Consider the following 25,392-nt stretch of genomic DNA (forward strand, 5'->3'; position numbering starts at 1 on the left):
GTACGGTTCACGGGCAGGAAAAAAACACATTTAGCCACAGCATCGCCGTCCTTTCATTACCTTGCGTGATAATTAGAACAAAATACTTATGGCGTGCGGGATATCTTGCCGATTGTCATCCGCACGCGCTGCTCGGCAGTTTTTCATAAGCCCCCGACGTTCCTTAGTGAGCTGTCTTCCATGATGCCTGCCGGCTCGCAGCCTGATGCAACCACCGTCCCGCACGTTCAGGCGCCTGGAATCTGGCTCGCAATGGGCGATTTTTCCCGGCGCAAAGCGTGGTTTTCTCGGCTGAGGAAGAGAAACATGTTTGGGCAAGGCGCCGCGACCGGCGCGCATTTTATCGAACAAGGAGGCGAACGATGAATACCGGCATGTTGCTCAGGGCGCTGGCCAACGGCGTTAATCCCGACACCGGCGAGCTGTTGAGACCGGCTTCAGCGGCCTGCGCGCCGGAGGCTATCCGCCTGCTGTTCGCGTTGGCCGACGAGTTTGACGGTGAATCCGAACTGCAGAAAAAAGCCAGGCTGACGCCGGAAGAAAAGCGGCAGAAGAATCTGGCCGAGGGCCGGCCGGCCAATGCTTACTTCCCCTGGCCGGAAGAAGAAAAACTGCGGCTGCGCGAGAGCCATGCGGCCGGGGCGACGCTGGAGGCGCTGAGCGATGAGTTCGAGCGTTCAACCTGGAGCATTGCGGTGCAACTGCAGAAAATGGGGTTGATCGGTGAGGAACAGGCGGCCGCCTATCGCTGATCTATAGCCATAAAAAAGCCCGCGTGGCGCGGGCTTGATGGCGTGCGGAGCGGATCACTCGATGTTCTGGATCTGCTCGCGCATTTGCTCGATCAACACCTTCAGCTCGATGGCGGAGGCGGTGACGTCGGCATTGATTGACTTGGAGGCCAGGGTGTTCGATTCGCGGTTGAATTCCTGCATCATAAAGTCGAGGCGGCGGCCGACGGCTTCTTTCTTCTTCAGGATGTTGTGCGTCTCTTTCACGTGCGCTTCCAGGCGGTCCAGCTCTTCGGCGACGTCGATGCGCTGCGCCATCAGCACCAGCTCTTGCTCCAGGCGAGTGTTTTCCAGCTGCACCTGCGCCTCTTCCAGCTTGCTGACCAGGCGCTCGCGCTGCCATTGCAGGATGTTCGGCATCTGGGCGCGCACTTTGACCACTTCGGCGCTGACGCCGTCGAGGCGCTGTTCGATCAGCGTTTTCAGCGCGGCGCCTTCGCTTTCGCGTGCGACGATAAAGTCATCCAGCGCGCCGTCCAGCGCCTTCATCAGCTCGGCGCTGATGGCGTCCAGATCCTGCTCCTGCGCGGACATCACGCCCGGCCAGCGCAGCACGTCGATCGGGTTGATTTCCCCTTCGTCGCTCTGCATTTTCACCCAGTTGGCGGCTTCGACCAGCTGTTTGGCCAGTTTTTCGTTCAGGATCAGCGAGCTTTGCGCGCTTGGATCCAGTTCGAAACGCAGGTTGCATTCGACTTTGCCGCGGGTCAGGCGGCCACGGATACGTTCACGGATCACCGGCTCCAGGCTGCGGAATTGCTCCGGCAGGCGGATGTAGGTTTCTAAGTAGCGCTGGTTAACGGAACGCAGCTCCCAGGCTGCGCTGCCCCATTCACCCTTGATTTCACGCCGGGCGTAGGCGGTCATGCTGCGGATCATTGATGCGTACCCGTAATAGGAAAAGATGGGGCGATTATAGCGTCGCGGCTGCGGGCAGGATAGGCATTACGTCACGAAGCCCGTATAATGCGCAGCCAATAGTTGATTTGAAGCCGGAGAGAGCCCATGCGTCCTGCAGGCAGAGCACCACAGCAAGTTCGCCCCCTGACACTGACACGTCACTATACCAAACACGCTGAAGGTTCAGTGCTGGTTGAGTTTGGCGATACCAAAGTCTTGTGCACCGCCACGGTAGAAGAGGGCGTTCCGCGCTTCCTGAAAGGCCAGGGGCAAGGTTGGATCACCGCCGAGTACGGCATGCTGCCGCGCTCCACCCACAGCCGCAACGCCCGTGAAGCCGCCAAAGGCAAACAGGGTGGCCGCACGCTGGAGATCCAGCGCCTGATCGCCCGTTCGCTGCGCGCCGCGGTGGATCTGAAAAAGCTCGGTGAATTCACCATCACTCTCGACTGCGACGTACTGCAGGCCGACGGCGGTACCCGCACCGCTTCCATCTCCGGCGCCTGCGTGGCGCTGGCCGATGCGCTGAACACCCTGGTGGCCAACGGTAAGCTGAAAGCCAATCCGATGAAGGGCATGGTGGCGGCGGTTTCCGTCGGCATCGTCAACGGCGAAGCGCTGTGCGATCTGGAGTATGTGGAAGATTCCGCGGCGGAAACCGACATGAACGTGGTGATGATGGAAGACGGCCGCATGATTGAAGTGCAGGGCACCGCCGAAGGCGAGCCGTTCAGCCACGATGAGCTGTTGGCGCTATTGGCGCTGGCCCGAGGAGGCATCGAAACCATCTTCCAGGCGCAGAAAGCGGCGCTGGCGGACTGATTTTTCAAGGCGACTGAGAAGTCGCCTTTTTTATGCCCGCCGATCGGGCGGCAGTAATGATAAGACCCAAGCAGATTCAGACGAGGAGAAGCAGTAATGAAAGCCTATCAGCGCCAGTTTATCGAGTTCGCGCTTAACAAGCAGGTATTGAAATTCGGCGAGTTCACCCTGAAATCCGGCCGCACCAGCCCGTATTTCTTCAACGCCGGCCTGTTTAATACCGGGCGCGATCTTGCGCTGTTGGGGCGCTTCTATGCCGAAGCCCTGATGGATTCCGGCATCGATTTCGATCTGCTGTTTGGCCCGGCCTATAAAGGCATTCCTATCGCCACCACCACGGCGGTTGCGCTGGCGGAACACCATGAGCGCGACGTGCCTTACTGCTTTAACCGCAAGGAAGCCAAGACCCACGGCGAGGGCGGTTCGCTGGTGGGCAGCCCGCTGCAGGGCCGCGTGATGCTGGTGGACGATGTGATCACCGCCGGTACCGCGATCCGTGAGTCGATGGAAATCATCGGCGCCAGCGGCGCTTCGTTGGCGGGCGTGCTGATCTCCCTCGACCGCCAGGAACGCGGCCGAGCGGACATCTCCGCCATTCAGGAAGTGGAACGCGACTACCACTGCAAGGTGATTTCGATCGTCACGCTGAAGGATCTGATCGCCTATCTGGAAGAGAAACCGGAAATGGCGGACCACCTGGCGGCGGTGCGCGCTTACCGCGAGCAGTACGGGATATAAGTAAAACGCCGGGCATGCCCGGCGTTATCTTTATTGCAGCTGTGCTGCCAGGAGCGGCCAGCGGGCGTCGAATTCCTGCGTTGGGCGATAGCGGAATTCCGAACGCACATAGCGCGACAACATGCCTTCGCAGAAGGCCAGCAGCTGGCTGGCCAACAGCGTTTCATCGACGATGAAGCCTTTGCCTTCGCGCAATTTGCGCTCTTTCAACACCTGACGCAGCTGCGCCTCGATGCGTTCGAACAGCTGGTTGATGCGGCCCTGCAGGCGATCCTGTTCAAACATTAGCGCGTGGCCGGTCATGATGCGCGTCAGCCCCGGGTTGCGTTCCGCAAAGCCCAGAATCAGCAGTAAAATCAGGCGCAGACGATTAAACGTCTCTTTCTCGTCCTGCAAGATCAGGTTGATGCGGGTGATCAGGCTGTCTTCGATAAACTCGATCAGACTGTCGAACATCCGTGTCTTGCTGGGGAAATGCCGGTACAGCGCAGCTTCAGAAACACCCACGTTCGCGGCGAGCTTGGCGGTGGTAATGCGCTGGCTGCCGTCGCTGGATTCCAGCATCTGGGCTAACGCCTGCAATATTTCCTCGCGCCGATTCCTTTTCGTATTTTCTTTTTCTGCCATGTCTGATTAGACCCTTGCTAAAACTTAACTGACGGAAACCCGGGCACCGGCCGCTGCAGAGCAGGCTCTGTGCGGCTTATGTGATAGCTTTTTTACGATGCTGGGGTCAGCGGCCTTAACGGCCTTTTTCCGCGCTGCCTGGTGTGCGCTGCAATTGTCGCGGTAAAACCTTGCCGCAGAGACATCCTTCTCCCCGGAAAGGCAAGGTTCAGGCGACGTTTCCCTGCCGGCCATCGTGCATTGGGTGGCGCTTAGTGGCGCCCCGAGTGGCCGAAGCCGCCTTCGCCGCGCTCGCTGCTGTCGAACTCTTCCACCAGGTTGAACTCGGCCTGCACCACCGGCACGAAGACCATCTGCGCGATGCGTTCGCCCGGTTCGATAGTGAATGACTTCTGGCCGCGGTTCCAGACCGATACCATCAGCTGGCCTTGATAATCGGAGTCGATCAGGCCGACCAGATTGCCCAGCACGACGCCGTGCTTATGGCCCAGGCCTGAGCGCGGCAGGATCACCGCCGCCAGGCCGGCGTCGGCGATATGGATCGCGAGACCGGTAGGCAGCAGCGTGGTTTCACCCGGCGCCAGCTCCACCGCGCTGTCCAGGCAGGCGCGCAGGTCGAGACCGGCGGAGCCCGGAGTGGCGTAGGTCGGTAGCGGGAAATCCTGACCGATGCGCGGGTCGAGGATCTTAACGTCGATTTTTTTCATCATAACGGCTGACTATCTCGTCTATTAAACGTTGGCCAAGGAGTGCCTTGTCGCTCAGCGCCAGGCGTTTATCTCCATCCTGCCAAAAAAGGTGCAGGGCATTGGTGTCGCTGTTGAACCCGTGCTCTGCGAGCGATACATCGTTAGCGCAAATCAAATCCAGCTTCTTACGCGCCAGTTTTTGCCGCGCGTATTCTTCCACATTCTGGGTTTCGGCGGCAAACCCCACGACAAACGGTCGATTTTTGGTCATCGCCGCCACGCCGGCGACGATATCGGGGTTTTTTACCATCTTGAGGACGATTTCATCACCCTGTTTTTTTATTTTTTCATCGGCGATCCGCTCGGGACGGTAGTCGGCTACGGCGGCGCAGGAGATGAAAATCTGCTGCTGAGCGGCGCGCTGTTGCACCGCCTGCTCCATCTCGAGCGCGCTGGTGACGTCCACGCGTGTGACCTTCGGCGGCGTCGGCAGGCTCACCGGCCCGGCGATCAGCGTCACCTGCGCGCCGCGGGCGGCGGCGGCGCGGGCGATGGCGAAGCCCATTTTGCCGGAGCTGTGATTGCTGATGAAGCGTACCGGATCCAGCGCTTCGCGCGTCGGGCCGGCGGTGATCATAACCTGCAAATGTTGCAGATCCTGCGGGGCGGAGAAATGACCGTTCGCCAGCTCGACGATGTCCAGCGGATCCAGCATGCGACCCGGGCCGACGTCGCCGCAGGCCTGGCTGCCGCTGTCCGGCCCCCAGAGCAGCATGCCGCGCGCCTGCAGCGTTTGCAGGTTGGCCTGCGTGGCGGCGGCGCGATACATCTGCTGGTTCATGGCGGGGGCGGCGGCGATAGGGGCGTCGGTCGCCAGGCAGACGGTAGTCAGCAGATCGTTGGCCATGCCGGCGGCGACGCGCGCCAGCAGATCGGCGGTCGCCGGCGCCAGAATCACCAGATCCGCCCATTTGCCAAGTTCGATGTGGCCCATGGCGGCTTCGGCGGCGGGATCCAACAGATCGTCGGACACCGGGTGGCCGGAAACGGCCTGCAGCGTCAGCGGCGTAATGAACGCCTTGGCGGCGTGGGTCATCACCACGCGCACTTCCGCACCCCTGTCACGCAGGCGGCGCACCAGCTCTGGGCATTTGTAGGCGGCGATGCCGCCGCTGATGCCAAGCACAATATGTTTGCCGGAAAGTCCCGTCATCATCATTGTCCGATTGAAAGCCGAAAGATGCGCCATTTTAGCATATCCGCCGTTCAGGTGAGCGATTCCGCAATGGCTGCAGGGCGTTACATTGTGCTTTGCGAAACACTTCGCAATGTTATCAAACACCTGTCGAACGCGCCGGGGGGCGCATGGCATGCTGTAGCCCTTTCAGGGAGGAACACGATGAGCAACCCGACTGTGGCGTGCTGGCCGGGCGCGCTGGCGCCGCGTGAAAAGCTGTTGATGCAGGGGGCCGCGGCGCTGTCCGACGCAGAGCTGTTGGCCATTTTCTTGCGTACCGGGTTGCCCGGCGTGCACGTAATGCAGCTGGCGGAGCAGCTGCTGCGCCGATTCGGCTCGCTTTACCATCTGATGTCGGCCGATCATCAGGCGTTTTGCAGTCAAAAAGGCCTGGGCGACGCCAGCTATACGCAACTGCAGGCGATTGCCGAGCTGGCGCTTCGCTTCTTTTCCAGCCATCTCTCGCAGGAAAACGCCATGCTTAACCCGCGCGTCACCCAGCATTATCTGCAAAGCCTGCTGGCGCATCGTGAGCGAGAGGTCTTTTTGGTATTGTTTTTAGACAATCAGCATCGGGTTATTCGCCATCAGGAGATGTTTGCTGGTACCATCAGCAGCGTCGTCGTCTACCCGAGAGAAATTGTGCGTGAAGCGTTGAAGGCTAATGCCGCCGCGCTGATTCTCGCGCATAATCACCCCTCGGGTAAGGCTGAACCCAGTCATGCCGACCGTTTGATAACTGAACAGGTGGTGAAAGCCTGCCAGTTATTGGAGATCCGAGTGCTCGATCATTTGGTGATCGGTCGGGGTGAATGCGTCTCTTTTGCCGAGCGCGGATGGCTTTAAGCGATTTTTTCGCGATCCTTGTGGGATCTTTAGCTGTTCGGGACTTGAGCACTTACGCTTCAGAGCGTATACTACGCCACCTTTGAGAATCTTGGGTTTGGCGCAAGAGCCTATCTCAGCAGGTTTCTGACCTGATGTGTGGTTTCTACCTGATGACGAGAGTCTCCTCAGTATGAAGTTTGCTGAGATGGGCTCTAAAAGCCTGACGAGGCGGCCATACCCTATACGAAGCTCGAGCTGATTTGATTTTTGGAGAATAGACATGTCCCGAGTCTGCCAAGTTACTGGCAAGCGCCCGGTGAGCGGTAACAACCGTTCCCACGCAATGAACGCGACCAAACGCCGTTTTCTGCCTAACCTGCACTCACACCGTTTTTGGGTTGAGGCTGAGAAGCGCTTTGTAACTCTGCGTGTATCTGCTAAAGGTATGCGTGTTATCGATAAGAAGGGTATTGAGACGGTTCTGGCCGATCTGCGTGCCCGTGGTGAGAAGTATTAAGGAACTGAATCATGGCTAAAGGTGTTCGCGAGAAGATCAAGCTGGTTTCTTCTGCTGGTACTGGTCACTTCTATACCACCACGAAGAACAAGCGTACTAAGCCGGAAAAATTGGAACTGAAGAAATTCGATCCAGTTGTCCGTCAGCACGTAGTATACAAAGAAGCTAAAATTAAATAATTTTAGTGGATTAATGAAAAACCCGGCCTTGGCCGGGTTTTTTTGTTTTATAAAGGGTAGAAAACATCGGAGGGGAAGCCAGATGCCTGAATTACCGGAAGTTGAGACGAGCAGACGCGGTATAGAGCCTTATCTTGTCGGCCACAGCATTCAGTATGCGGTGGTGCGCAACGCGCGCCTGCGCTGGCCGGTTTCCGAGCAGATCCTGACGCTGAGCGATCGGCCGGTGCTCAGCGTGCAGCGTCGGGCCAAATACCTGCTGATTGAGCTGGAGCGCGGTTGGATTATCGTGCATCTGGGCATGTCGGGCAGCCTGCGCATGCTGCGTGAGGAAAACGAAGACGAAGCCGGCAAACACGACCACGTCGATTTGGTGATCAACAACGGTATGATCCTGCGCTATACCGATCCGCGCCGCTTCGGCGCCTGGCTGTGGTGCGAAGACCTGGCGACCAGCAGCGTGTTGGCGCATCTGGGGCCAGAACCGCTGAGTGAGGCGTTCAACGGTGACTACCTGTATGAAAAATCACGTAATAAGCGCACGCTGATCAAACCGTGGCTGATGGATAATAAGCTGGTGGTCGGGGTCGGTAACATTTACGCCAGTGAATCGCTGTTCAGCGCCGGGATCCTGCCCGATCGTCCGGCGGGATCCTTGACCAAAGCCGAAGCGGCGCTGTTGGCGAAGACCATCAAGGCGGTGTTGCAACGCTCCATCGAGCAGGGCGGCACCACATTGCGCGACTTTTTGCAGTCGGACGGGAAACCGGGGTACTTCGCGCAGGAGCTGCAGGTTTACGGACGGGCGGGAGAACCGTGCCGCACATGCGGCACGCCGATTGAATCCGCCAAGCACGGGCAGCGCAGCACCTTCTTTTGCCGACGCTGCCAGCGCTGAGCATCACGCGGCGGCGAGCTTCGCCATCAGCGCCTGAGTGACCACATCGGGCAGGAAAGGCGCGATATCGCCGCCGTGGCGGGCGACCTCCTTCACCAGTGAGGAGGAGATGAACGACCACTCTTCGGAAGGCATCAGGAACACGCTTTCCAGCGTCGGCATCAAATGGCGGTTCATGTTCGCCAGCTGCAGTTCGTACTCAAAGTCAGACACCGCCCGCAGGCCGCGCACCAGGATATTGGCATTCTGGTGAGCGGCGAAATGCGCCATCAGCTCGCTGAAGCCCAGTACCTCCACATTGTCCAGATGCGAGGTGACCTGCGTCGCCAGCGCCACGCGCTCATCCAGGCTGAACAGCGGCTTTTTGCTCGGGCTGGCGGCGATGGCCAGAATCACGTGATCGAACATCAGCGACGCGCGCGTCACTAAATCCAGGTGGCCGTTGGTCATGGGATCGAAGGTCCCGGGATAGATGGCTTTGCTGGTCATGATTCACTTCTCTGAGTAGTTGCGGCCCAATGCCCATAATGCGGCATATTTATTGAAGGTATATTGCGCGTTGACCACCGCTAACAGCAACCCCTGTTTACCGTCGAGGAAGCCGGCCCGCAGCAGCCAGGTTTTGACGAAGGCGCCGAGCGTGTGGGTCAGGATGGACAGATAGCCGCAACGCTTGCCGGCCCGGTGGCGCTGTGTGGCCCACTCTTCGGCATAGCGCAGCTGTTTGCGCTGAAAGGCGAAGAAGTCGCGGCAGGTCAGGTGCAGCATATCGCCGCTGAGGGGGATCACTTTGGCGTCGCCGATGTTCAGCGACTCGTGCACCAGATCGTCGTTATAGCGATAGCGTGAATTGGCGTACAGGCGGTTGACGCGGTCGGGATACCAGCCGCTGTGGCGCATGAAGCGGCCAAGGAACAGGTTGCGCCGCGCGCAGCTGTAAACGGCGCCGTCGTCAGGCGCGTTCAACACCCGCTCGATGGATTGCCGCAGTTCGGGGGTGACGCGTTCGTCGGCGTCGATCATCAATACGTAGTCATGGCTGGCGTAGCTTTGCGCCAGCTGGCGCTGCTTGCCGAATCCTTGCCAGTCGGTGTGCGTGAAGACTTTGGCGCCCAGACTTTCGGCGACGGCGACGCTGTTGTCCTCGCTGCCGGAGTCCAGCACGATGATTTCATCGGCCCAGGCGACAGAGCGCAGGCAGTCCGGCAACAGCCCGGCTTCGTTTTTGGCGATCATCACCACCGACAGGCTTTTGCGGCTGCTCATTCAGTGACTCCGGGGCGGCAGGTGCGGTTCCAGCAGCTGCAGCAGGCGCTGCAACGCTCCCTGATTCTGATACAACACTTCCACCGCATGGCGGCCGTAGTAACGGCGGTAGTCTTCGTCGGTCAACAGGGTTTCCACTTCCTTTACCAGCGAATCCACGTCGGTCACGGTGATCAGGCCTTCGGCCTGCGAAAGCTTGGCGCAGATGTCTTTAAAGTTGAAGGTATGCGGGCCCATCAGCACCGGGATGGCGTGGGCGGCGGCTTCCAGCGGGTTATGCCCGCCACGTTCCACCAGGCTGCCGCCGACAAAGGCCAGATCGGCGATGCCGTACAGCAGCATGAGTTCGCCCATGGTATCGCCGATCACCACCTGGGTGCTGCCGGACGGGATTTCGCCGCTGCTGCGCAGGGTGTAGCTGAAGCCGGCCTTCTGTACCAGTTCCTTGGCGGTCGGGAAGCGTTCCGGGTGACGCGGCACCAGGATCAGCAGCAGGTCGGGGTGTTTTTCCAGCAGCTTGCGGTGCGCTTCGAGCAGGATGGTTTCTTCGCCTTCATGGGTGCTGGTGGCGATCCACACCGGGCGGCGCGGCGCCCATTGGCGGCGCAGCGTAACGGCGCGGGCGGCCAGTTCCGGGGTGACGGAGATATCGAATTTCAGGCTGCCGGTAACGGCCAGCTGTGAGCGTTTCAGGCCCAGTTCGATAAAACGATCGCCGTCTTCCTGGTTCTGTGCGGCGATCAGCGTAATGCGGCGCAGCATATCGCGCATGAATCCGCCAATTTTCTTATAGCCGGCGGCGGATCGCGCCGACAGGCGCGCATTGGCGATCACCAGGGGGATTTGCCGCTGATGCAGTGCGTTGATCAGGTTAGGCCATAGCTCGGTTTCCATGATGATCACCAGCTTGGGATTCACCTGGTCGAGGAAGCGGTTCATGGAACCGGGCAGATCGTAGGGCAGATAGACATGATGCACGTCTTTGCCGAAAGCGGACTGGACGCGTTCTGAACCTGTCGGGGTCATTGTGGTCACAGTTATCGGCAACGCGGGGTAACGATGGCGCAGCGCCCGCACCAGCGGGATGGCCGCCAACGTTTCGCCGACGGAGACGGAATGCAGCATAATGCCGCCCGGCACGACTTTCCCGGCGCAGAAGCCATAGCGTTCCGCCCAGCGTTTACGGTAGGCTGGAGCTTTGCGGCTGCGCAGCAGTAAGCGGAGCCAGATCAGGGGTTGGATGAGGTAGAGTAGTACCTGATATAAACGCAGCAACATTCTATCAATTTCATTTATATGGGTTATTCGGAATAGTACCATAACTGGAAGGGAAAGGCGCTAATTTGGTAACCTTGGGTGTCAGTTTCAGACAACCGGCGAGCGATTTCGCCGATAGGCTCGGAATGAAGAATATTTTAATTATTCGCCGCGACAACATCGGCGATCTTGTTTGCACCACGCCTCTGATTGAAGGGGTGAAAATTGCCTATCCAGACGCAAAAGTTTATCTGCTGATCAATAAAGTCAGCCAGGACGTTGTTAAAAACAACCCTCATCTCGAGAAAGTCTTTGTCTATAAAAAGGCCAAGCACAAGGCGAAAAATGAAACGACGTTGGGCGTTTATTTCGAACGTCTGATGATCTTCCTGAAGCTGCGAAAAATAAAGTTCGATGCGGTCATTCTGGCCAACCCGGTGCCTTGCAAATACAGCCTGCGTTTAGCGAAAATGGCCGGCGCCACCCATATCATCGGCGCCGATTTGGGCACGAAAGATATTCAGCGCCCGTTCCGCAAGGACGATTTCCGCGGTCTACATCAGGTCGAACACACCTACAGCTATTTATCGGCGATAACCGATCAAACCATTCCGATCCCGCCGGTACGGGTATTCCTGACGCCGGAAGAGCGGCAGCTGGCGGCGCAGCGGCTGCAGGAACGCCTGCCATCGGTCGAACGGGTTTGCGCCGTGCATATCAGCAGCCGTAGCCCGAAAAGGCGCTGGCCGGTTGAACGCTATGCCGAAATCATCAACCGCCTGACCGCCGATCCCCGCACCGGCGTGCTGATCTTCTGGTCGCCGCAGGGCACGCTGGCGCCGGACGACATCGGCGATCAGCAGCGCGCAGAACAGCTGTTGGCGCTGTGCCAAAACGAACGCGTCGCGTTTTATCCGACGGCCTCGGTGCGCGAGCTGTTGGGCGGGTTCGATTTATGCGATCGGGTGCTGTGCAGCGACGGCGGGCAGATGCATCTTGCCGCCGCGCTGAATAAGGATATGGTGGTGTTCTTTGGCGATACCGATAAAACGTCCTGGCATCCATGGACCGGCCGTCATCATATTTTGCAGAGTGAGTCGGGGCACTGTGAAGATGTTTCTGTCGATGAGGTTTGGCAGAAAATGCAGGCGCTAAGCTAGCGAAGAAAATAAGGCAGGTATCACCTGCCTTATTTATTACTTTATTATTTTTCTTTCAGCTCAATATATTGACGGCAAATAGGCTCCAGCCCATAGCTCAGCAATTGCTGTTGATTTATCTGCGGCGGATTGGCGTAAATTTCCGCCATTTTTTCTGCCAGCGACGCTTCGTTTAATTCCGCCAACGCGTTAGCCATGCCGGTTTTTTCCAGAATTTCCGCAGGGCCGCCCGGACAGCGGGTGCTGACCACCGGCGTGCCGCACAACAGCGATTCTACCAGCACATTGCCAAACCCTTCGCTATCGGAGCTGAGCACCAACAGCGAGGCATGACGGATAAACGGATAGGGATTGGCCTGGAAGCCGAGGAACAGCACGCGCTCTGCGATACCCAAGTCTGCCGCCAGACGCTTGACCTCGGCGACGCGGGCGTCATCCCCGGTGCCGATCAAAGCCAGCGGCGCCTGAATGCCAGATTGCGCATAGGCTTTCAGCAGGCGGTCATGCCGCTTGGTGGCGTGAAAGCGGCCGACGTGCACCAGATAGTCCTGACCGGCCAGTTCGCAAGGCGCCGCTGCCTGTTGCCGGATGGCGTCGATGTCGAACGGGTTATTGATGACCGCCAGCCGACGCGGGCGGATCGGCAAATTCTGCTGCAGATCGCCACCGACCGCCTGTGAAACGGCGACGATATTTCTCCCCTGGTAAACGTTGGCGATTTTACGTTGCTTGAGCCAGCGATCCAGGCCTTTGCGGTGGCCGAGGTAGGAGGTGGAGAGAATGCCGTGAATGCAGAACCACAGGCGATCCGAAGCCAGCCGCTTACTGCGGCTGACGATGCGATCGGTTTTGTGCAGGTTGGAGAACACCAGATCGAACGCGCCGTGTTGGCGCTCGTGTTCGGCTATCGCCCGATCCAGCGCGGCGGCGCGGCGCGACAGCTCGGTCAGCTTGCGCCAGGGGGCACGGCTGCGATCGGCCACCACCTGATAATCAATGCCTGACGGGATAGGGTAATTGCAGACGTCACGCAGCGAGATCAGACTGACGTCATGCCCCTGTTGCTGCATGCCCTGACACAGGGTCAGCACCACTTTTTCCGCGCCGCCTCCCGGCAGGCCATCGATGATCATCAGAATACGCATAGCTAATCCAGTAACCGGTTATAGAGGGAAATGAGCTGTTCGGAGAGATGCGCCGGCGTAGCCGTCATAATGCGCAATCTTGCCGCTTCGCCCATGGAGGATCCCAGCGCCTGGCGCGGCAGCGCCCGAATGGCTTCTGTGATGGCCGGCACGTCGAGCGCGTCTGTCACAAAGCCGTTCTGGCCCGGGGTGATAAACTCGGCGCCGCCGCAGGTGGTGCTGGTGACAACCGGCAGGCCGCAGGACATCGCTTCCAGAATCACATTCGGGAACGGATCGTACAGCGTCGGCAGCAGCAGCGCATCCGCGGCCTGATAGAACGGCAGAGTCTGCTTCTGCACGCCCATAAAGTGAATGCGATCGCCGCAGCCCAGCGACTGCGCCAGCGCCCGGTAACGCTTTTCGGCTTTGTCTTTACCGATCACCAAGAGGTGGCTGTCGGTCGCCGCCACGGCGCGGATGGCGGCGGCCAGCCCTTTGCGCTCGAAACCGGAGCCGACGAAGATCAGGCAGTGCGCCTGTTGCGGGATCTGATATTGTTCACGCAGGCGTCGGCGCTGGGCCTCGTCGGCGGGCGGGAACTTTTGATTGTCGATGGCGTTATAGATCACCGTGATTTTGTCGGCGGGCACGCCAAAGTCGGCGATGATTTCCCGTTTGATCATTTCGGCGTTGCAGATGACGGCTTTCAGCTCCGGTGCGGCGTACATGGCGCGCTCGGCGCACATCACATAGCGGTGATAACGGTTGGAAAACAGCCACTTGCGGCGCCACTCGGGCAGCAGCCGCGCGCGTTGCAGCAGCCAGCGGCGGTGTACGCCGTCGCCGGCGCGGTAGATATCGCAGCCGGGAATGCGCTCATGGCTTTGCACCAGATCGAAGCGCTCTTTCTGCCACAGCGCCCTGGCCGCCACGGCGAAGCCCCGTTCGCGACTGATGCGGCCGAGTTTCAACGGGTTACACAGGTGAATATGCCAGTTTGGATTGGCGTCACCCTGCCATTCGCGAGTGATGACGTTCAGATCGAGATCCTGTTGCTCCAGCGCCTCCAGGGCGCGGGAAACGAAACGTTCGGCTCCGCCGTCCGGGCGGTATTTTTGGCGAACGATCGCCAAACGAAATGCTTTCATGCCAGCGTGCTCCGCGCGGCTGCAATCACCGCGTCTGTAGGAATGAGGTCGAGATACCGTTCATCGGTGCCGGTATCGATGGCGTCCGGGTCGGGCAGTTCGCCAAAGTCGCCGGCCCAGATCACGGCGCCGGTAGCCTGCCATGGCCGCCAGAAAGTCAGCTTGGAAGGGCCGAATAACGCCACGCACGGCGTTTGCAGCGCGGCGGCCATATGCATCGGCACCGAATCCACGCCGATAAACAGCTTGGCGTGGTCAATCAGGGCGGCCAGTTGGCGCAGCGTCAGCTGGCCGGCCAACGAGATTACGCCCTGCGGCGGGCAGAGCGCCAAAATGCGCTCGACCATGGCTTTTTCTCTGGCGTCGGGGCCGGAGGTGATCACCAACTGGTGGCCGTCGGCCTGCAAGGCGGTGAGGGTGGCGGCCATTTTCTCTTCGCTCCAGCATTTGAAGAACCAGCGCGAGGTGGGCTGCACCACAATATAACTGCCGGCGGCGCCCTGTTTCTGCAACAGTTGCTCACAGGTCTGCCAATCCTGCGGATCATAACTCATGGTGACATGTTCATTGAGCGCAAGCAGGTTCAGCGGCGCCAGCAACGAGAGATTTTGTTCGACGGTATGCAAGTGGGCGTGATTGTCTACCGGCACCAGCTGCGTGTGGCAGTGGCGCCACAGGAAGCCGCGGCGTTTGGGGAAATCGAAGCCCAAACGGATGCGCGCGCCGGTCAGGCGCGTGATGATGGCGCTGCGCCACTGATCGGCCAGATTGACCACCAGATCGTAGCGCTGCGCCTTCAGGCGGCGCAGCAGCGCCAGCTCATGTCCGAGGTGAGCGCGGGTACCCTGTTTTTTCCATTGGCGATCGATGGCGAACAGGGTCGACAGTTCCGGATTACTGGCCAGCATCTCCTGCGTTTCCTGATACAGCAGCACATCGATCCGGGCCTGCGGGTAGTTTTGCCGCAGGCTGCTGATGACCGGCGTGACCAGCAGCATATCGCCGTGGTGGCGCAGTTTTATGATCAGAATACGCTGTACGGATGGGGCGGAAGTTAGGGCTGGCGCGTCGTTCATCATGAGTCGCTTTCTGGGAAACCAATCTTTGATTCTAAATGACCCGATCGCATGTGGCTACTGTTGCTCGGTTTTCTTGCCGAGCCGCAAAAAAATCGCCGGAGCAGGGACGAATGCGCTTCAACGTTGTCCAAACCAGGCAGCAAAGTCGTTTGCCCTGGCGAAACGGCCTGCGTAACATAGCGTATTCTGTTGATATCAGGTTCGATATTCATGACTAAACCGGCGTTTCTCATCACCATTGATACCGAAGGCGATAATCTGTGGCAAAACCACGATCGCATCGCGACCGAAAACACGCGTTTCTTGCCGCGCTTTCAGGCGCTGTGCGAGAAATATGCCTTCAAGCCGGTTTATCTCACCAACTATGAAATGGCGATGGATCCGGCTTACGTCGAGTTCGCGCGTGACGTGATCGCCCGCGGCGCCGGTGAAGTCGGCATGCATCTGCACGCCTGGAACAGCCCGCCGCTGACGCCGCTCACCGATGACGACTGGCGCCACAAGCCTTATTTGATCGAGTATCCCGCCGATCAGATACGCGCCAAGGTCGACCACATGACCAAACTGCTGGAGGACGCCTTCCAGACCAAAATGCTCAGCCATCGCGCCGGCCGTTGGGCGTTCAACGAATACTATGCCTCACTGCTGCTGGAATACGGCTATCAGGTGGATTGTTCGGTTACGCCGCGGGTCAACTGGCAGTTTTCGCCGGGCAACCCGCAGGGCAACGGCGGTACCGATTACAGCCGGTTCCCGTCGCACGCCTATTTCATCGATCCGCAGAACATCGCCAAGCCGGGTGCTTCGTCGCTGCTGGAAGTGCCGATGAGCATCCAGTACAAGCATTCGGCGCTGATGAATGCGTTCAAGCAGGGCTATGATCGGCTGCGCGGCAAGCGGCGTTCGCCGTCCGTCAACTGGCTGCGGCCGAGTGGCGGCAACGTGGCCAAGATGATCAGCGTGGCAGAGACGTCGTTGGCGCAGGGGCATGACTACGTCGAGTTTATGCTGCACTCCTCCGAGTTTATGCCGGGCGGCAGCCCGACGTTCAAAACCGAGCAGGATATCGAAGTGCTGTACCGCGATCTGGAGCAGCTGTTTGACTGGCTGCAGCAGCGCACGGTGGGCATGACGCTGGCCGAGTATTATCAACTTAAAGCGAGCTAAGCACGCACATGTCGAAGAAATGGAAAATTAAGGTTGCCGACTGGTTTTTGCGGCGCTATACGGCGAAGTACGGCCGTTTTCAGGACAAGGCGACGTTCGACGGCGCCCAGCAGTTTGACAATATCGTCATCTACTCCACCACGGCATTGGGCGACTTCATGTTCAACACGCCGGCATTGAGGGCGATGAGGGAACGCTATCCCAACGCGCACATCACGCTGGTGGTGCACAAGAAAAACCGCGAACTGGTGGAAAACGGCCGCTATTACGATCGCGTGGTGTATTGGGACAGCAAGATCAAGACGATACGCCCATTGCTGAAATCGCTGCGCGAATATCAGCCGGATTTGGCGCTGATCCTGCACTCTCACCTGCCTTATGACATCATCAGCGCCGTCATGGCGGGGGCAAAGTACATCATCAGGGATAACTACAGCTCGGGTATTTGCGGGCTGGAACCTTGGTTAACCAACTATATCTTCCATTATTACGGCCATTTCGTGCGCCGCAAACTGGAGCTGATTTCCATTTTGGGCTGCCGTAGCGACGATCCGACGATGGAAATTCCCGTGGACTATCAGCGCGGCGTCAAAAGCAGCGACCATCCCACCATCGGTTTTCAACTGGGGGCATCGACGGAGTCGCGTTGCTGGCCGGTGTCGCACTATGCGCGCCTGGCCGATGAGCTGGTGGCGAAGCACCCCAATGTGCGCATCGTGCTGATTGGCGCACCGCTTGACGACGGCAAGGCCCAGCAGTTTATGAGCCTGATCGGCCCGCAAACGCAGGCCTGCGTGGATAATCAGATCGGTAAAACGGGGCTGCAAGGCTTGCTGACGTTGCTCGACAGTTTCCATGTTCTGGTCACCGGCGACACCGGGCCGCTGCATCTGGCGGTGGCGTTGAAGGTGAAAACCATCAGCCTGTTCGTGACCGCCGATTCACGCTCCACCGGGCCGATTCAGGATCCTGAACTGCACCGCATCATTCAGGTGTCGCGCACCGGCTATACGATGCCGCTGGAGGCGGAAAGCCCGATGGGGGTCATTCAGCCGCAGCGGATTTATGACGAACTGGTCGCGCACGTGCCTTTAGCGCGCTAGAGGTGCGGCGACGCATCGGCCGCCAGGCCGATGCGGTTAGCGTGGTTTGCGCCCGCGCAGCTTCGAAAGAAAGGTATCCACTCGCGCATAGCGCATCTGGCGGACTTTTTTGCCCGGCACGTCGCTGTTGCGGCAGACAGCGGCGGCGCGGCGCAGAATTTGCAGCGTTGCCGGCGCGTAATGATAATAACCGTACACCGCCTTCGACATGCTTTTCACCTCGGAAAAGCAGTTGGCCAGCATCAGGGCGGCCAACCGGCGCAGCGGCTCATCCCCAGGATGCTGCGCCACAAAGCGCAGCATCTTCTCCATGGCGAACAGCAAATCTTCAATATCTTTGGGTTTGATATTGCGGGTGATGCCCTGGCTGTTATCCCGGTAGAAATAGAGTTCGCAGTCAAGATGGGCGATGCGGCGAGTTTTGAAATACTGAAAAGGCGTGAAAATCACGTCTTCATAACGCCTGCCGTCTTCGAACGTTTCCCCTGCCAGCAGCGTGCGCTTATATACCCGGCTCCAGAGATGCCACATCGAGCGTGCGAACAGCGGTTGCAGGCTGCCCAGCCCCAACGAGGAAAAGTCGTAGGCTGCGGGCTGCGTCGCGCGGTTCTCGGGTTTCGGCGGTTGTTCGGTGAACTTCTGATAATTAAAATCGATCAGGTCATATTCATCGGCGATCAGCAGGGGCCGCAGGATCGCCAGATAGTCGTCGCTCAGCAGATCGTCGCCGTCGAGAAAGGTGACGTAGCGGCCGGCGGCATGCTGCAGGCCGACATTGCGGGCGTGCGCAATGCCGCCGTTGGCCTGTGAAATAAAAGCCACGTGCGGATGCTGCCGCTGCGCCAGATACCGGCTGACCAGCGCCCCTGACGCATCGGTAGAGCCATCGTCGATGATGACCACCTCAATCTCATCAGAAATCTGCGTAAATAACGAATCCAGCGCAGCGATGACGAACGCTTCGTTATTGTAAAACGGCACGATAACGCTGAGCAGCGGTGGCTGATGAGTTTTCACGCGGTCTGCTCCTGGGCGGAAGGCGGTTTCGCCACGGAGAGCACGGCGGCGATCAGCGCCAGACAGAACATGACGGTGCCTTCCGTGCTGAAGAAGATGACGTCGCTAAGACCGTAAACGAACAGGCTGGCGCTCACGCTCAGCAACAGCGCGTTGCGCTGCGGCCGGAATGAAGAGAAGAACAGGCCGACATACAGCGCCAGCAACAGCAACGCCCCCCAGACCCCCTTGAGCGAATAGGTTTCCAGCAGCTCGTTATGCAGATGCACGTTGATGTAAGGCATGACGCCAGACAGGCGAGGTTGCTGCGCGACGATGGCGCGGATCTCTTCACCGCGCTGCTCGGCGGATTGACCCCAAGGAGCTTGTGAGCCGGTGCGCCATGCCAGCGTTTGCATCGACAGTCGGGAAATGATCGAGTTTTCAGTCTGTGGCTGATCCATCAGACGCATGTCGGTCTCAAAGGCCTGAATGCGTTCTTCTATCTGCGGTTTGAACACCAGGCCGCAGGCTACGAGCAGCAGCGGTACCGAGGCCACCAACGCGAGCTTGTGTTTCCTGGAAACCAGATGCTTGGTCGCCAGCAGCGACAGACAAATCGCCACCGGGTAAACCAGCATCGCCGCGCGGGTGCCGGTCAGCACCAGCGCAGAGAAGGAAAGCAGGAACGCCGCAATGTACAGCACCAGGCGGTAGCGGGTGCGCAGCATCAGGATGGCTTGCATCATCACCAGATCGATGGCGGTCATCAGATAGGCAGCGACCGTGGCGCGATCGAAGTTAAGCTCCACGCGAGGAATATCCAGCCGCAATCCCTGATAGAGGGAATAGCCGTTGATCGCCAGGCCGGTAACGAGGGCCACGACGATCAGCAGGCGCTGCACGCACAGCCGCTCATTGAGCGCAATCAGCAAGATGAAAGCGGTTGCGAGCTGCAGTTTGCCGGTCGACATATAAGAGCGATAAATGTTGATGTACTCACCCGGCTGTTTGAAGTGATGCATCCACAGGATGGTGCCCATGCCGACGCAGAACATCAGCGCGGGCAACAGCAGATTTTTAACGTTGCTGAAGTAGTAGCGCGGATACAGGCAAACGGCGATAAAGGCGATGTAGCTGGAAACGTAAAACAGATTGCGTCCGGTCGCGGAACCGAAAGGAATGGTGCAAAAAGCGATGGCGCATCCCAGATAAATCAAATAACTGAAGGCAGGGTGCGGCGTTTTTTGTTTTAGCATCGGGCGTGTTTTCCGGCTCACGTGTTGATTAAACGATGAAGGATCGCAGCGTGTCGTCAAACTCAGCTTTGAACTGAGCATAGTTGAAATGTTCAGCAGGATAGCGCTGCGCGTTTCGGCTCAACGTCTGGTAGGTTTCGCCCGCCAGCAATGTCTCAACGGCATCCGCACAGTCGATATGCGACAACAGCTTGGGCGACACCAGGCTGTCGGTTAACGGATCGTAGACTTTATGCGGGAAGTCGACCTCGATATCGGTGAGCTGCCGGTGTTGTTCGATGGTGACCGACGGAACCAGGCCAATGCCGCAGACGCCGTCTTTCACCGCTTCCGGCTGGCCGTCAACCTGCGGGAAGATGACCGGCACGCCGAAATAGAGCGATTCCATGCAGGACAAGCCGAACGGCTCGGTGATCGGCGTGCTCATGTAAATGTGCGTGCGATTGAAGAAGCCGGCGACGTCATCCTGGTAACCGCTGAAGGTGACGCGATCGCCGAGCTGGAGCCGGGCCGCCAGTGCCTCGAACGCCGCGCGATCCGGCCCTTTGCCGGCCACTTCCAGCGTGACGTCATGCCCGCGTCGCAGCAGTTCCTGCATCATCAATAATGAAACGCTGATGCCTTTCAGGCTGACCAGACGCGAGGCGGTGCCGATTCTGATCGGCTGTGACAGCGTTTTCGGCGTGTTGTCGATCCCCGCCGGCGTCTTGATGCGGTTGATCACCACGTGGTTTGGGCAAGGCAGATTAAAGCGCAGCTCCATCACCCGCTTCGAGGCGTGTGAGGCGGAAATCACGCCGTCCAGCATGGCGAAGAAACGCAGCGTCTTTTGATTTTTCGGGTAGCGCCAGGAGCAGCCGTGATCGTAGTAAACCAGCTTGCCGCGCTTGGGTTTGGCCGCCAGCCCCGGCACCAGGTCCCAGACGATCACCACGTCGGCGTTGGCCCGCTCGATTTTCCACTTCAACAGAAATTTTCGCAGGAACTGCGGGCAGCGCAGCGGCAGCGCATTGATCAGGCGGTTGGCGAAGGTGACGGGCTGGTGCGCCGGCAACTGGCGGCGGATCTCCTCGCCGATGTCGCCGCTGATGCACAGGACCTGGTTGCTGCCGTCGGTGGTATCGTTGATGTACTGCAGGAACAGGCGCTCGACGCCGCCCATTTTACCCAGGTTGATAATGTGCAGTTTTTTCATGCTATAACCTTTTGCAACGCCTGCCATGCCGTATCGGCGTCGATTGTCGCCATGCTTTTTTCCGGCGAAATCAGAGAGTGCTGATTTTGCCCGTAGCCGCCGATCAGGCCGGGATCGGTCGGCCCAAACAGCGTGATGTTCGGTTTGTCGAGCGCGGCGGTCAAATGGCTGAGCCCGGTGTCGACCGAGACCACGCCCCTGGCGCCCGCCAGCACGTCAGCCACCTGCTGCAGGCTGAGCTTCGGCAGCACCTCGACATGTGGGAAACCTTCCGCCAACCGCAGCGCGCGCTGATGTTCATGCTCCGCCCCCCAGGGCAGTTTGATCTTCAGCCCGCTGTCGACCGTCAGCGCGATCAGCTCGCGCCAGTTCTGCTCCGGCCAATGCTTGTCGTCGCGGGTCGTAGCGTGCAAAAACACCAGATATTGACCGGCATCGGCCGGCGGCTGGCTGAGAAAGCGCGCGGCGATGGCATAGTCGCCGTAGCTGCCCGGTTTATCGTAGCCGAGGCTTTTGGCGAACAGCTCGCGCGTGCGTTCCACCGCGTGCTGCCGTTTGTCTATCTCATGGCGCACGTTGTAGAACCAGCTGGCGAACGGTTCGCGCGCGCTTTTGCAGTCAGGGCCATGTTTGTTGCCCTTGGCGACGCGCGTGATCAGCGCGGCGCTTTTCATCAGGCCCTGCGCGTCGATCACCACGTCGTAACGGCGTTCTTGCAGCGCGCGCTTGAAGTCGCAGCGCTGCTGTCGGGTGTCGCTGCCGAACCAGTTTTTGCGCCAGCGGCGAATGGCCACCGGGATCACGCGATCCACCGCCGGGTGCCAGGTGGGGATTTGGCTGAAACCTTCTTCCACTACCCAGTCGAAGCGGATATCGGGAATGGCCTGCAGCGCATCGGTCAGGGCGGGCAGCGTATGCAGCACGTCTCCCATCGAGGACGTTTTTACGATTAACACCTGCATGACTATTCCTCGCTGGCGACAAGCAACGGCGTCAGCGCATCCAACACTTGCTGCGGCTGAATATCGATCAAACTTTGGTGATACCCCTGTTCGGCATCGCCCTTACGCACCTTGTGGTAGCCGCTGATTAAGCGAATCACCCGCGCCTTGTCGGAGAGCGGCGGCGTGAAGTCGGGGCTGCTTGGGCCGTACAAGGCTATCAGCGGTTTGTTCAACGCTGCGGCAACGTGCATTAAACCGGAGTCGTTGCTGACCACCGCCCGGCAGGCCGCGATCAGGATCACCGCCTGCTCCAGCTGGGTTTTTCCGGCCAGATTAAGGCAGAAATCGCGCGCGTCGTCCTGCAACGCGGCGCGGATCTGTTCGCCGGCCTCATGGTCTTTTGCCGAACCGAACAGCGCGATTTGATAGCCGCTCTCGATCAGCCGTTGAGCCAGCGCCGCGTAGTGATAGTGCGGCCAGCGCTTGGCGGGGCCGAACTCCGCGCCTGGGCAGAAGCCGACGATCGGGCGGCTGTCGGTCAGGTTGAAGGCTGAGGTGGTTTCGGCGATCTCTTCGTCGCTCACCCGCAGCTGCGGCCACAGCAGCGGCTGCGGCAGATCGTCGGCGCGCTGAACGCGGCCTTTGTCATAGGCCAGCGCCACATAGCGCTGCACCATCAGCGGGAAAGCCGCCTTGTCGAGCACGCGCACGTCGTTCAGCAGGCCGTAGCGCATTTCGCCCCGCCAGCCGGTGCGCTGCGGGATATCGGCGAAGAAAGGCACCAGCGCGGATTTGAACGAGTTGGGCAGAACGTAAGCGCGATCGTAACGGTTGGCGCGCAGAGCGCGCCCCAGGCGGCGGCGCTCGCCGAGCCCCAGCGCGCCGTGGCCCAGCGGCATCGCCAGCGCCTGATTGACTTCCGGCATGCGCGCCAGCAACGGGCGGCACCAGGCCGGCGCCATCACATCGATCTCCGCCGACGGGTATTCGGCCTTCAGGGTGCGATAGAGACTTTGCGACATCATCATGTCGCCAACCCAAGAAGGGCCGATAACCAGTATTTTCATACCCAGCGTTAATTCCTTCAGCTTATGCGGTGCGGTTCAACCAGGCCATGTACTCTTTCACGCCTTCGGCGACCGTTTTGAACGGTGCGTCGTAGCCGGCGGCGCGCAGCTTGGTCAGATCGGCCTGGGTGTACGCCTGATAGCGGCCCTTCAGCTTCTCCGGGAACTCGATGTATTCCACCGCGCCTTGCTGATGGAAGTCCACCACCGCGTCAGCCACCGCCTGGAAGGTTTCCGCCCGGCCGGTGCCGCAGTTGAAGATGCCGGATTTGCCGGTTTCCCAGAACCACAGGTTGACCGCCGCCACGTCGCCGACGTAGATGAAGTCACGCTTGAAGTTTTCGCTGCCGGCGAACAGTTTCGGGTTTTCGCCGCGGTTGATCTGGGTGTTCAGGTGGAAGGCGACGCTGGCCATGCTGCCTTTGTGGCCTTCACGCGGGCCGTAAACGTTGAAGTAGCGGAAGCCGCAGATCTGCGAGTCCGCTTCCGGCAGGATCTCACGCACGTACTGATCGAACAGGAATTTGGAATAGCCGTACACGTTGAGCGGCGCTTCATACTGACGCTCTTCGATAAACTCTTCGCGGCCGCCGTAAGTGGCGGCGGAGGAGGCATACAGGAACGGAATCTCGCGATCCAGGCAGTAGTGCAGCAGGTCTTTGGAGTACTGATAGTTGTTGTCCATCATGTACTTGCCGTCCCACTCGGTGGTCGCAGAGCAGGCGCCTTCGTGGAACACCGCTTCGATCTCGCCCAGATCGTCGCCGGCCACGATGCTGGCGATAAAGTCTTCTTTATCGATATAGTCAGCGATGTCCAGATCGACCAGGTTGACGAACTTGGTGCCGTCTTTCAGGTTGTCCACCACCAGGATATCGCGATATCCCTTGTCGTTCAGTGCCTTAATGATGTTGCTGCCGATCATGCCGGCGCCGCCAGTAACGATAATCATTGGGTTACCCCTGCTAAGCTGCCTGGTGGGGCACAATGCCCCACGCTCAATGGCGGTTATCATAGCATTTCATGCCGCGGCAAACAGCGGAAGGGCTCCGAATATCCCGCATTGCCATTGAAGTCCGCCGTTTGCCGTGATATCTGCTGCAATTTTAATATTCTCTCCCGTGCATTCTCGTCAGTTTGGTTACAAATCAGTAAAATATGCCGCAATTAGCCCAATCCTGGAGATAACCGAATGTCAGCGTCTTTTTATCAGCAGTTGGAACAACAGCTTGCCGCCACGCGCAGTGAAGGGCTGTTCAAGGAAGAACGCATCATTACCTCCGCGCAACAGGCGGACATCGCCGTCGCCGACGGCAGCCATGTGATCAACTTCTGCGCCAATAACTACCTGGGCCTGGCCAACCATCCGGCGCTGATCGCCGCCGCCAAATCGGGGATGGACAGCCACGGTTTCGGCATGGCGTCGGTGCGCTTCATCTGCGGCACCCAGGACAGCCACAAGCAGCTCGAACAAAAACTGGCGGCCTTTTTGGGCATGGAAGACGCGATCCTGTACTCCTCTTGCTTCGACGCCAACGGCGGGCTGTTCGAAACTCTGCTCGGCCCGGAAGACGCCATTATCTCCGATGCGTTGAACCATGCGTCGATCATCGACGGCGTGCGGCTGTGCAAGGCCAAGCGCTATCGCTACGCTAATAACGACATGGCCGAGCTGGCCGCGCAGCTGAAACAGGCCAAAGCCGACGGCGCGCGCCACATTCTGATCGCCACCGACGGCGTGTTCTCGATGGACGGCGTGATCGCCAACCTGAAAGGGGTTTGCGATCTGGCGGACGAGTATCAGGCGCTGGTGATGGTGGATGACTCCCACGCGGTGGGCTTTGTCGGCGCCAACGGGCGCGGCACCCATGAATACTGCGAAGTGATGGGCCGCGTCGATATCATTACCGGTACGTTAGGCAAGGCGCTGGGCGGCGCGTCCGGCGGCTACACCGCCGCCAAGAAAGAAGTGGTGGAGTGGCTGCGCCAGCGTTCGCGCCCGTACCTGTTCTCCAACTCGCTGGCGCCGGCGATCGTCGCCGCGTCGATCAAAGTGCTGGAACTGTTGGAAGAGGGCGATGCGCTGCGCGATCGCCTGTGGGCCAACGCGCGTCTGTTCCGCGAAAAAATGACCGCCGCCGGCTTCACCCTGGCCGGCGCCGATCACGCCATCATCCCGGTCATGCTGGGGGAGGCGAAGCTGGCGCAGGAATTCGCCAATGCGTTGCTCAAGGAAGGCATCTATGTGACCGGTTTCTTCTATCCGGTGGTGCCGAAAGGCCAGGCGCGCATCCGCACCCAGATGTCCGCCGACCACACCCCGGAGCAAATCGAACGCGCAGTGGCGGCGTTTACACGTATCGGTAAGGATCTTGGCGTTATTGCATAAGGTAAAACC

The 25,392-nt window shown here is 59.3% G+C and carries 27 protein-coding genes; 11 read left to right on the forward strand and 16 right to left on the reverse strand.

Going from position 1 to position 25,392, the window contains the following annotated elements; genetic code table 11:
- Window positions 1–362: 362 nt before the first annotated feature.
- Window positions 363–752, forward strand: coding sequence for a hypothetical protein (locus tag ACJ8PE_RS23070; RefSeq protein WP_033645180.1), 390 nt, complete (start codon window positions 363–365; stop codon window positions 750–752).
- A 54-nt stretch (window positions 753–806) separates the two neighbouring features.
- Here ACJ8PE_RS23070 and ACJ8PE_RS23075 read toward each other — a convergent pair whose 3' ends face one another.
- Window positions 807–1,670 (reverse strand): YicC/YloC family endoribonuclease, encoded by an 864-nt coding sequence (locus tag ACJ8PE_RS23075; protein WP_033652259.1) that lies wholly within the window; start codon window positions 1,668–1,670, stop codon window positions 807–809.
- A gap of 126 nt (window positions 1,671–1,796) precedes the next feature.
- On the opposite strand from ACJ8PE_RS23075, the gene rph reads away from it, so the two are divergent.
- Window positions 1,797–2,513 carry a ribonuclease PH gene (rph, locus tag ACJ8PE_RS23080; protein ID WP_025160305.1) on the forward strand — a complete coding sequence of 239 codons (717 nt, stop codon included), beginning with the start codon at window positions 1,797–1,799 and terminating at the stop codon, window positions 2,511–2,513.
- 96 nt (window positions 2,514–2,609) lie between these two features.
- Entirely contained in the window at window positions 2,610–3,251 is a 642-nt protein-coding gene (gene pyrE / locus ACJ8PE_RS23085; RefSeq protein ID WP_042785593.1) for an orotate phosphoribosyltransferase, read from the forward strand.
- A 30-nt stretch (window positions 3,252–3,281) separates the two neighbouring features.
- Here pyrE and slmA read toward each other — a convergent pair whose 3' ends face one another.
- From slmA to coaBC, 3 genes are all read right to left on the reverse strand, one after another.
- A complete protein-coding gene (slmA, locus tag ACJ8PE_RS23090) occupies window positions 3,282–3,878 on the reverse strand; it encodes a nucleoid occlusion factor SlmA (protein ID WP_025304700.1) in 597 nt (198 codons plus the stop codon).
- 251 nt (window positions 3,879–4,129) lie between these two features.
- Window positions 4,130–4,588 (reverse strand): dUTP diphosphatase, encoded by a 459-nt coding sequence (gene dut, locus ACJ8PE_RS23095; RefSeq protein ID WP_033652257.1) that lies wholly within the window; start codon window positions 4,586–4,588, stop codon window positions 4,130–4,132.
- The gene (gene coaBC, locus ACJ8PE_RS23100; RefSeq protein ID WP_168177212.1) at window positions 4,566–5,783 is read right to left on the reverse strand and encodes a bifunctional phosphopantothenoylcysteine decarboxylase/phosphopantothenate--cysteine ligase CoaBC; all 1,218 of its coding nucleotides are present in this window, start codon (window positions 5,781–5,783) and stop codon (window positions 4,566–4,568) included. Before coaBC ends, dut begins: the two co-directional genes overlap by 23 nt.
- 183 nt (window positions 5,784–5,966) lie before the next feature.
- On the opposite strand from coaBC, the gene radC reads away from it, so the two are divergent.
- The 4 genes from radC to mutM all read left to right on the forward strand — a co-directional run bounded on the left by radC (window position 5,967) and on the right by mutM (window position 8,226).
- On the forward strand, window positions 5,967–6,650 hold the full coding sequence (gene radC, locus ACJ8PE_RS23105; protein WP_016929682.1) for a RadC family protein: 684 nt from the start codon (window positions 5,967–5,969) through the stop codon (window positions 6,648–6,650).
- Window positions 6,651–6,912: 262 nt separating this feature from the next.
- Window positions 6,913–7,149, forward strand: coding sequence for a 50S ribosomal protein L28 (gene rpmB / locus ACJ8PE_RS23110; RefSeq protein ID WP_004931195.1), 237 nt, complete (start codon window positions 6,913–6,915; stop codon window positions 7,147–7,149).
- Between the two features lie 11 nt (window positions 7,150–7,160).
- Window positions 7,161–7,328 (forward strand): 50S ribosomal protein L33, encoded by a 168-nt coding sequence (gene rpmG, locus ACJ8PE_RS23115; RefSeq protein WP_002442576.1) that lies wholly within the window; start codon window positions 7,161–7,163, stop codon window positions 7,326–7,328.
- A gap of 82 nt (window positions 7,329–7,410) precedes the next feature.
- Complete coding sequence (mutM, locus tag ACJ8PE_RS23120) at window positions 7,411–8,226, forward strand: bifunctional DNA-formamidopyrimidine glycosylase/DNA-(apurinic or apyrimidinic site) lyase (protein WP_197796975.1); 816 nt, start codon at window positions 7,411–7,413, stop codon at window positions 8,224–8,226.
- Window positions 8,227–8,229: 3 nt separating this feature from the next.
- Here mutM and coaD read toward each other — a convergent pair whose 3' ends face one another.
- Genes coaD through waaA form a run of 3 tightly spaced genes read right to left on the reverse strand, consistent with a single transcriptional unit; the run spans window position 8,230 to window position 10,770 of the window.
- A complete protein-coding gene (coaD, locus tag ACJ8PE_RS23125) occupies window positions 8,230–8,715 on the reverse strand; it encodes a pantetheine-phosphate adenylyltransferase (protein ID WP_033645183.1) in 486 nt (161 codons plus the stop codon).
- Window positions 8,716–8,718: 3 nt separating this feature from the next.
- Window positions 8,719–9,492, reverse strand: a complete 774-nt coding sequence (locus ACJ8PE_RS23130; RefSeq protein ID WP_197793781.1) for a glycosyltransferase family 2 protein — start codon at window positions 9,490–9,492, stop codon at window positions 8,719–8,721.
- Window positions 9,493–10,770, reverse strand: coding sequence for a lipid IV(A) 3-deoxy-D-manno-octulosonic acid transferase (gene waaA / locus ACJ8PE_RS23135; RefSeq protein WP_019452200.1), 1,278 nt, complete (start codon window positions 10,768–10,770; stop codon window positions 9,493–9,495).
- A 125-nt stretch (window positions 10,771–10,895) separates the two neighbouring features.
- Here waaA and ACJ8PE_RS23140 point away from each other — a divergent pair, with 125 nt between their 5' ends.
- Window positions 10,896–11,909: a glycosyltransferase family 9 protein gene (locus tag ACJ8PE_RS23140; protein WP_197793780.1), complete on the forward strand. Its 1,014-nt coding sequence runs from the start codon at window positions 10,896–10,898 to the stop codon at window positions 11,907–11,909.
- Between the two features lie 44 nt (window positions 11,910–11,953).
- On the opposite strand, the gene ACJ8PE_RS23145 is transcribed toward ACJ8PE_RS23140, so the two are convergent.
- From ACJ8PE_RS23145 to rfaQ, 3 genes are read right to left on the reverse strand one after another with little or no spacing between them, the layout of a single operon-like run.
- Window positions 11,954–13,054 (reverse strand): glycosyltransferase, encoded by a 1,101-nt coding sequence (locus ACJ8PE_RS23145; protein WP_197793779.1) that lies wholly within the window; start codon window positions 13,052–13,054, stop codon window positions 11,954–11,956.
- A 2-nt stretch (window positions 13,055–13,056) separates the two neighbouring features.
- Entirely contained in the window at window positions 13,057–14,184 is a 1,128-nt protein-coding gene (locus ACJ8PE_RS23150) for a glycosyltransferase family 4 protein (RefSeq protein WP_042785587.1), read from the reverse strand.
- On the reverse strand, window positions 14,181–15,263 hold the full coding sequence (rfaQ, locus tag ACJ8PE_RS23155; RefSeq protein ID WP_197793778.1) for a putative lipopolysaccharide heptosyltransferase III: 1,083 nt from the start codon (window positions 15,261–15,263) through the stop codon (window positions 14,181–14,183). Before rfaQ ends, ACJ8PE_RS23150 begins: the two co-directional genes overlap by 4 nt.
- Before the next feature lie 210 nt (window positions 15,264–15,473).
- On the opposite strand from rfaQ, the gene ACJ8PE_RS23160 reads away from it, so the two are divergent.
- Both ACJ8PE_RS23160 and ACJ8PE_RS23165 read left to right on the forward strand, forming a co-directional pair.
- Window positions 15,474–16,430: a polysaccharide deacetylase family protein gene (locus ACJ8PE_RS23160; protein WP_197797992.1), complete on the forward strand. Its 957-nt coding sequence runs from the start codon at window positions 15,474–15,476 to the stop codon at window positions 16,428–16,430.
- An 8-nt stretch (window positions 16,431–16,438) separates the two neighbouring features.
- Window positions 16,439–17,533, forward strand: coding sequence for a glycosyltransferase family 9 protein (locus ACJ8PE_RS23165; protein ID WP_197761868.1), 1,095 nt, complete (start codon window positions 16,439–16,441; stop codon window positions 17,531–17,533).
- Window positions 17,534–17,569: 36 nt separating this feature from the next.
- Here ACJ8PE_RS23165 and ACJ8PE_RS23170 read toward each other — a convergent pair whose 3' ends face one another.
- The 6 genes from ACJ8PE_RS23170 to rfaD are packed head-to-tail and all read right to left on the reverse strand — an operon-like array spanning window position 17,570 to window position 23,946.
- Window positions 17,570–18,550 (reverse strand): glycosyltransferase, encoded by a 981-nt coding sequence (locus tag ACJ8PE_RS23170; protein WP_149542944.1) that lies wholly within the window; start codon window positions 18,548–18,550, stop codon window positions 17,570–17,572.
- Entirely contained in the window at window positions 18,547–19,788 is a 1,242-nt protein-coding gene (locus tag ACJ8PE_RS23175) for an O-antigen ligase family protein (protein WP_060660131.1), read from the reverse strand. Before ACJ8PE_RS23175 ends, ACJ8PE_RS23170 begins: the two co-directional genes overlap by 4 nt.
- A gap of 28 nt (window positions 19,789–19,816) precedes the next feature.
- The gene (locus tag ACJ8PE_RS23180; RefSeq protein ID WP_122016977.1) at window positions 19,817–20,983 is read right to left on the reverse strand and encodes a glycosyltransferase; all 1,167 of its coding nucleotides are present in this window, start codon (window positions 20,981–20,983) and stop codon (window positions 19,817–19,819) included.
- Entirely contained in the window at window positions 20,980–21,945 is a 966-nt protein-coding gene (gene rfaC, locus ACJ8PE_RS23185; protein ID WP_197761865.1) for a lipopolysaccharide heptosyltransferase RfaC, read from the reverse strand. The genes ACJ8PE_RS23180 and rfaC overlap by 4 nt, the downstream gene beginning before the upstream one ends.
- 2 nt (window positions 21,946–21,947) lie before the next feature.
- Window positions 21,948–22,994 (reverse strand): ADP-heptose--LPS heptosyltransferase RfaF, encoded by a 1,047-nt coding sequence (gene rfaF, locus ACJ8PE_RS23190; RefSeq protein ID WP_047025854.1) that lies wholly within the window; start codon window positions 22,992–22,994, stop codon window positions 21,948–21,950.
- 22 nt (window positions 22,995–23,016) lie between these two features.
- Window positions 23,017–23,946, reverse strand: coding sequence for an ADP-glyceromanno-heptose 6-epimerase (gene rfaD / locus ACJ8PE_RS23195; protein WP_033645196.1), 930 nt, complete (start codon window positions 23,944–23,946; stop codon window positions 23,017–23,019).
- Between the two features lie 240 nt (window positions 23,947–24,186).
- On the opposite strand from rfaD, the gene kbl reads away from it, so the two are divergent.
- On the forward strand, window positions 24,187–25,383 hold the full coding sequence (kbl, locus tag ACJ8PE_RS23200) for a glycine C-acetyltransferase (RefSeq protein WP_033645197.1): 1,197 nt from the start codon (window positions 24,187–24,189) through the stop codon (window positions 25,381–25,383).
- Window positions 25,384–25,392: the final 9 nt, after the last annotated feature.

Origin of the sequence: Serratia sp. CY74737, from assembly GCF_052166775.1 — a bacterium.
Lineage (GTDB): Bacteria > Pseudomonadota > Gammaproteobacteria > Enterobacterales > Enterobacteriaceae > Serratia > Serratia ureilytica.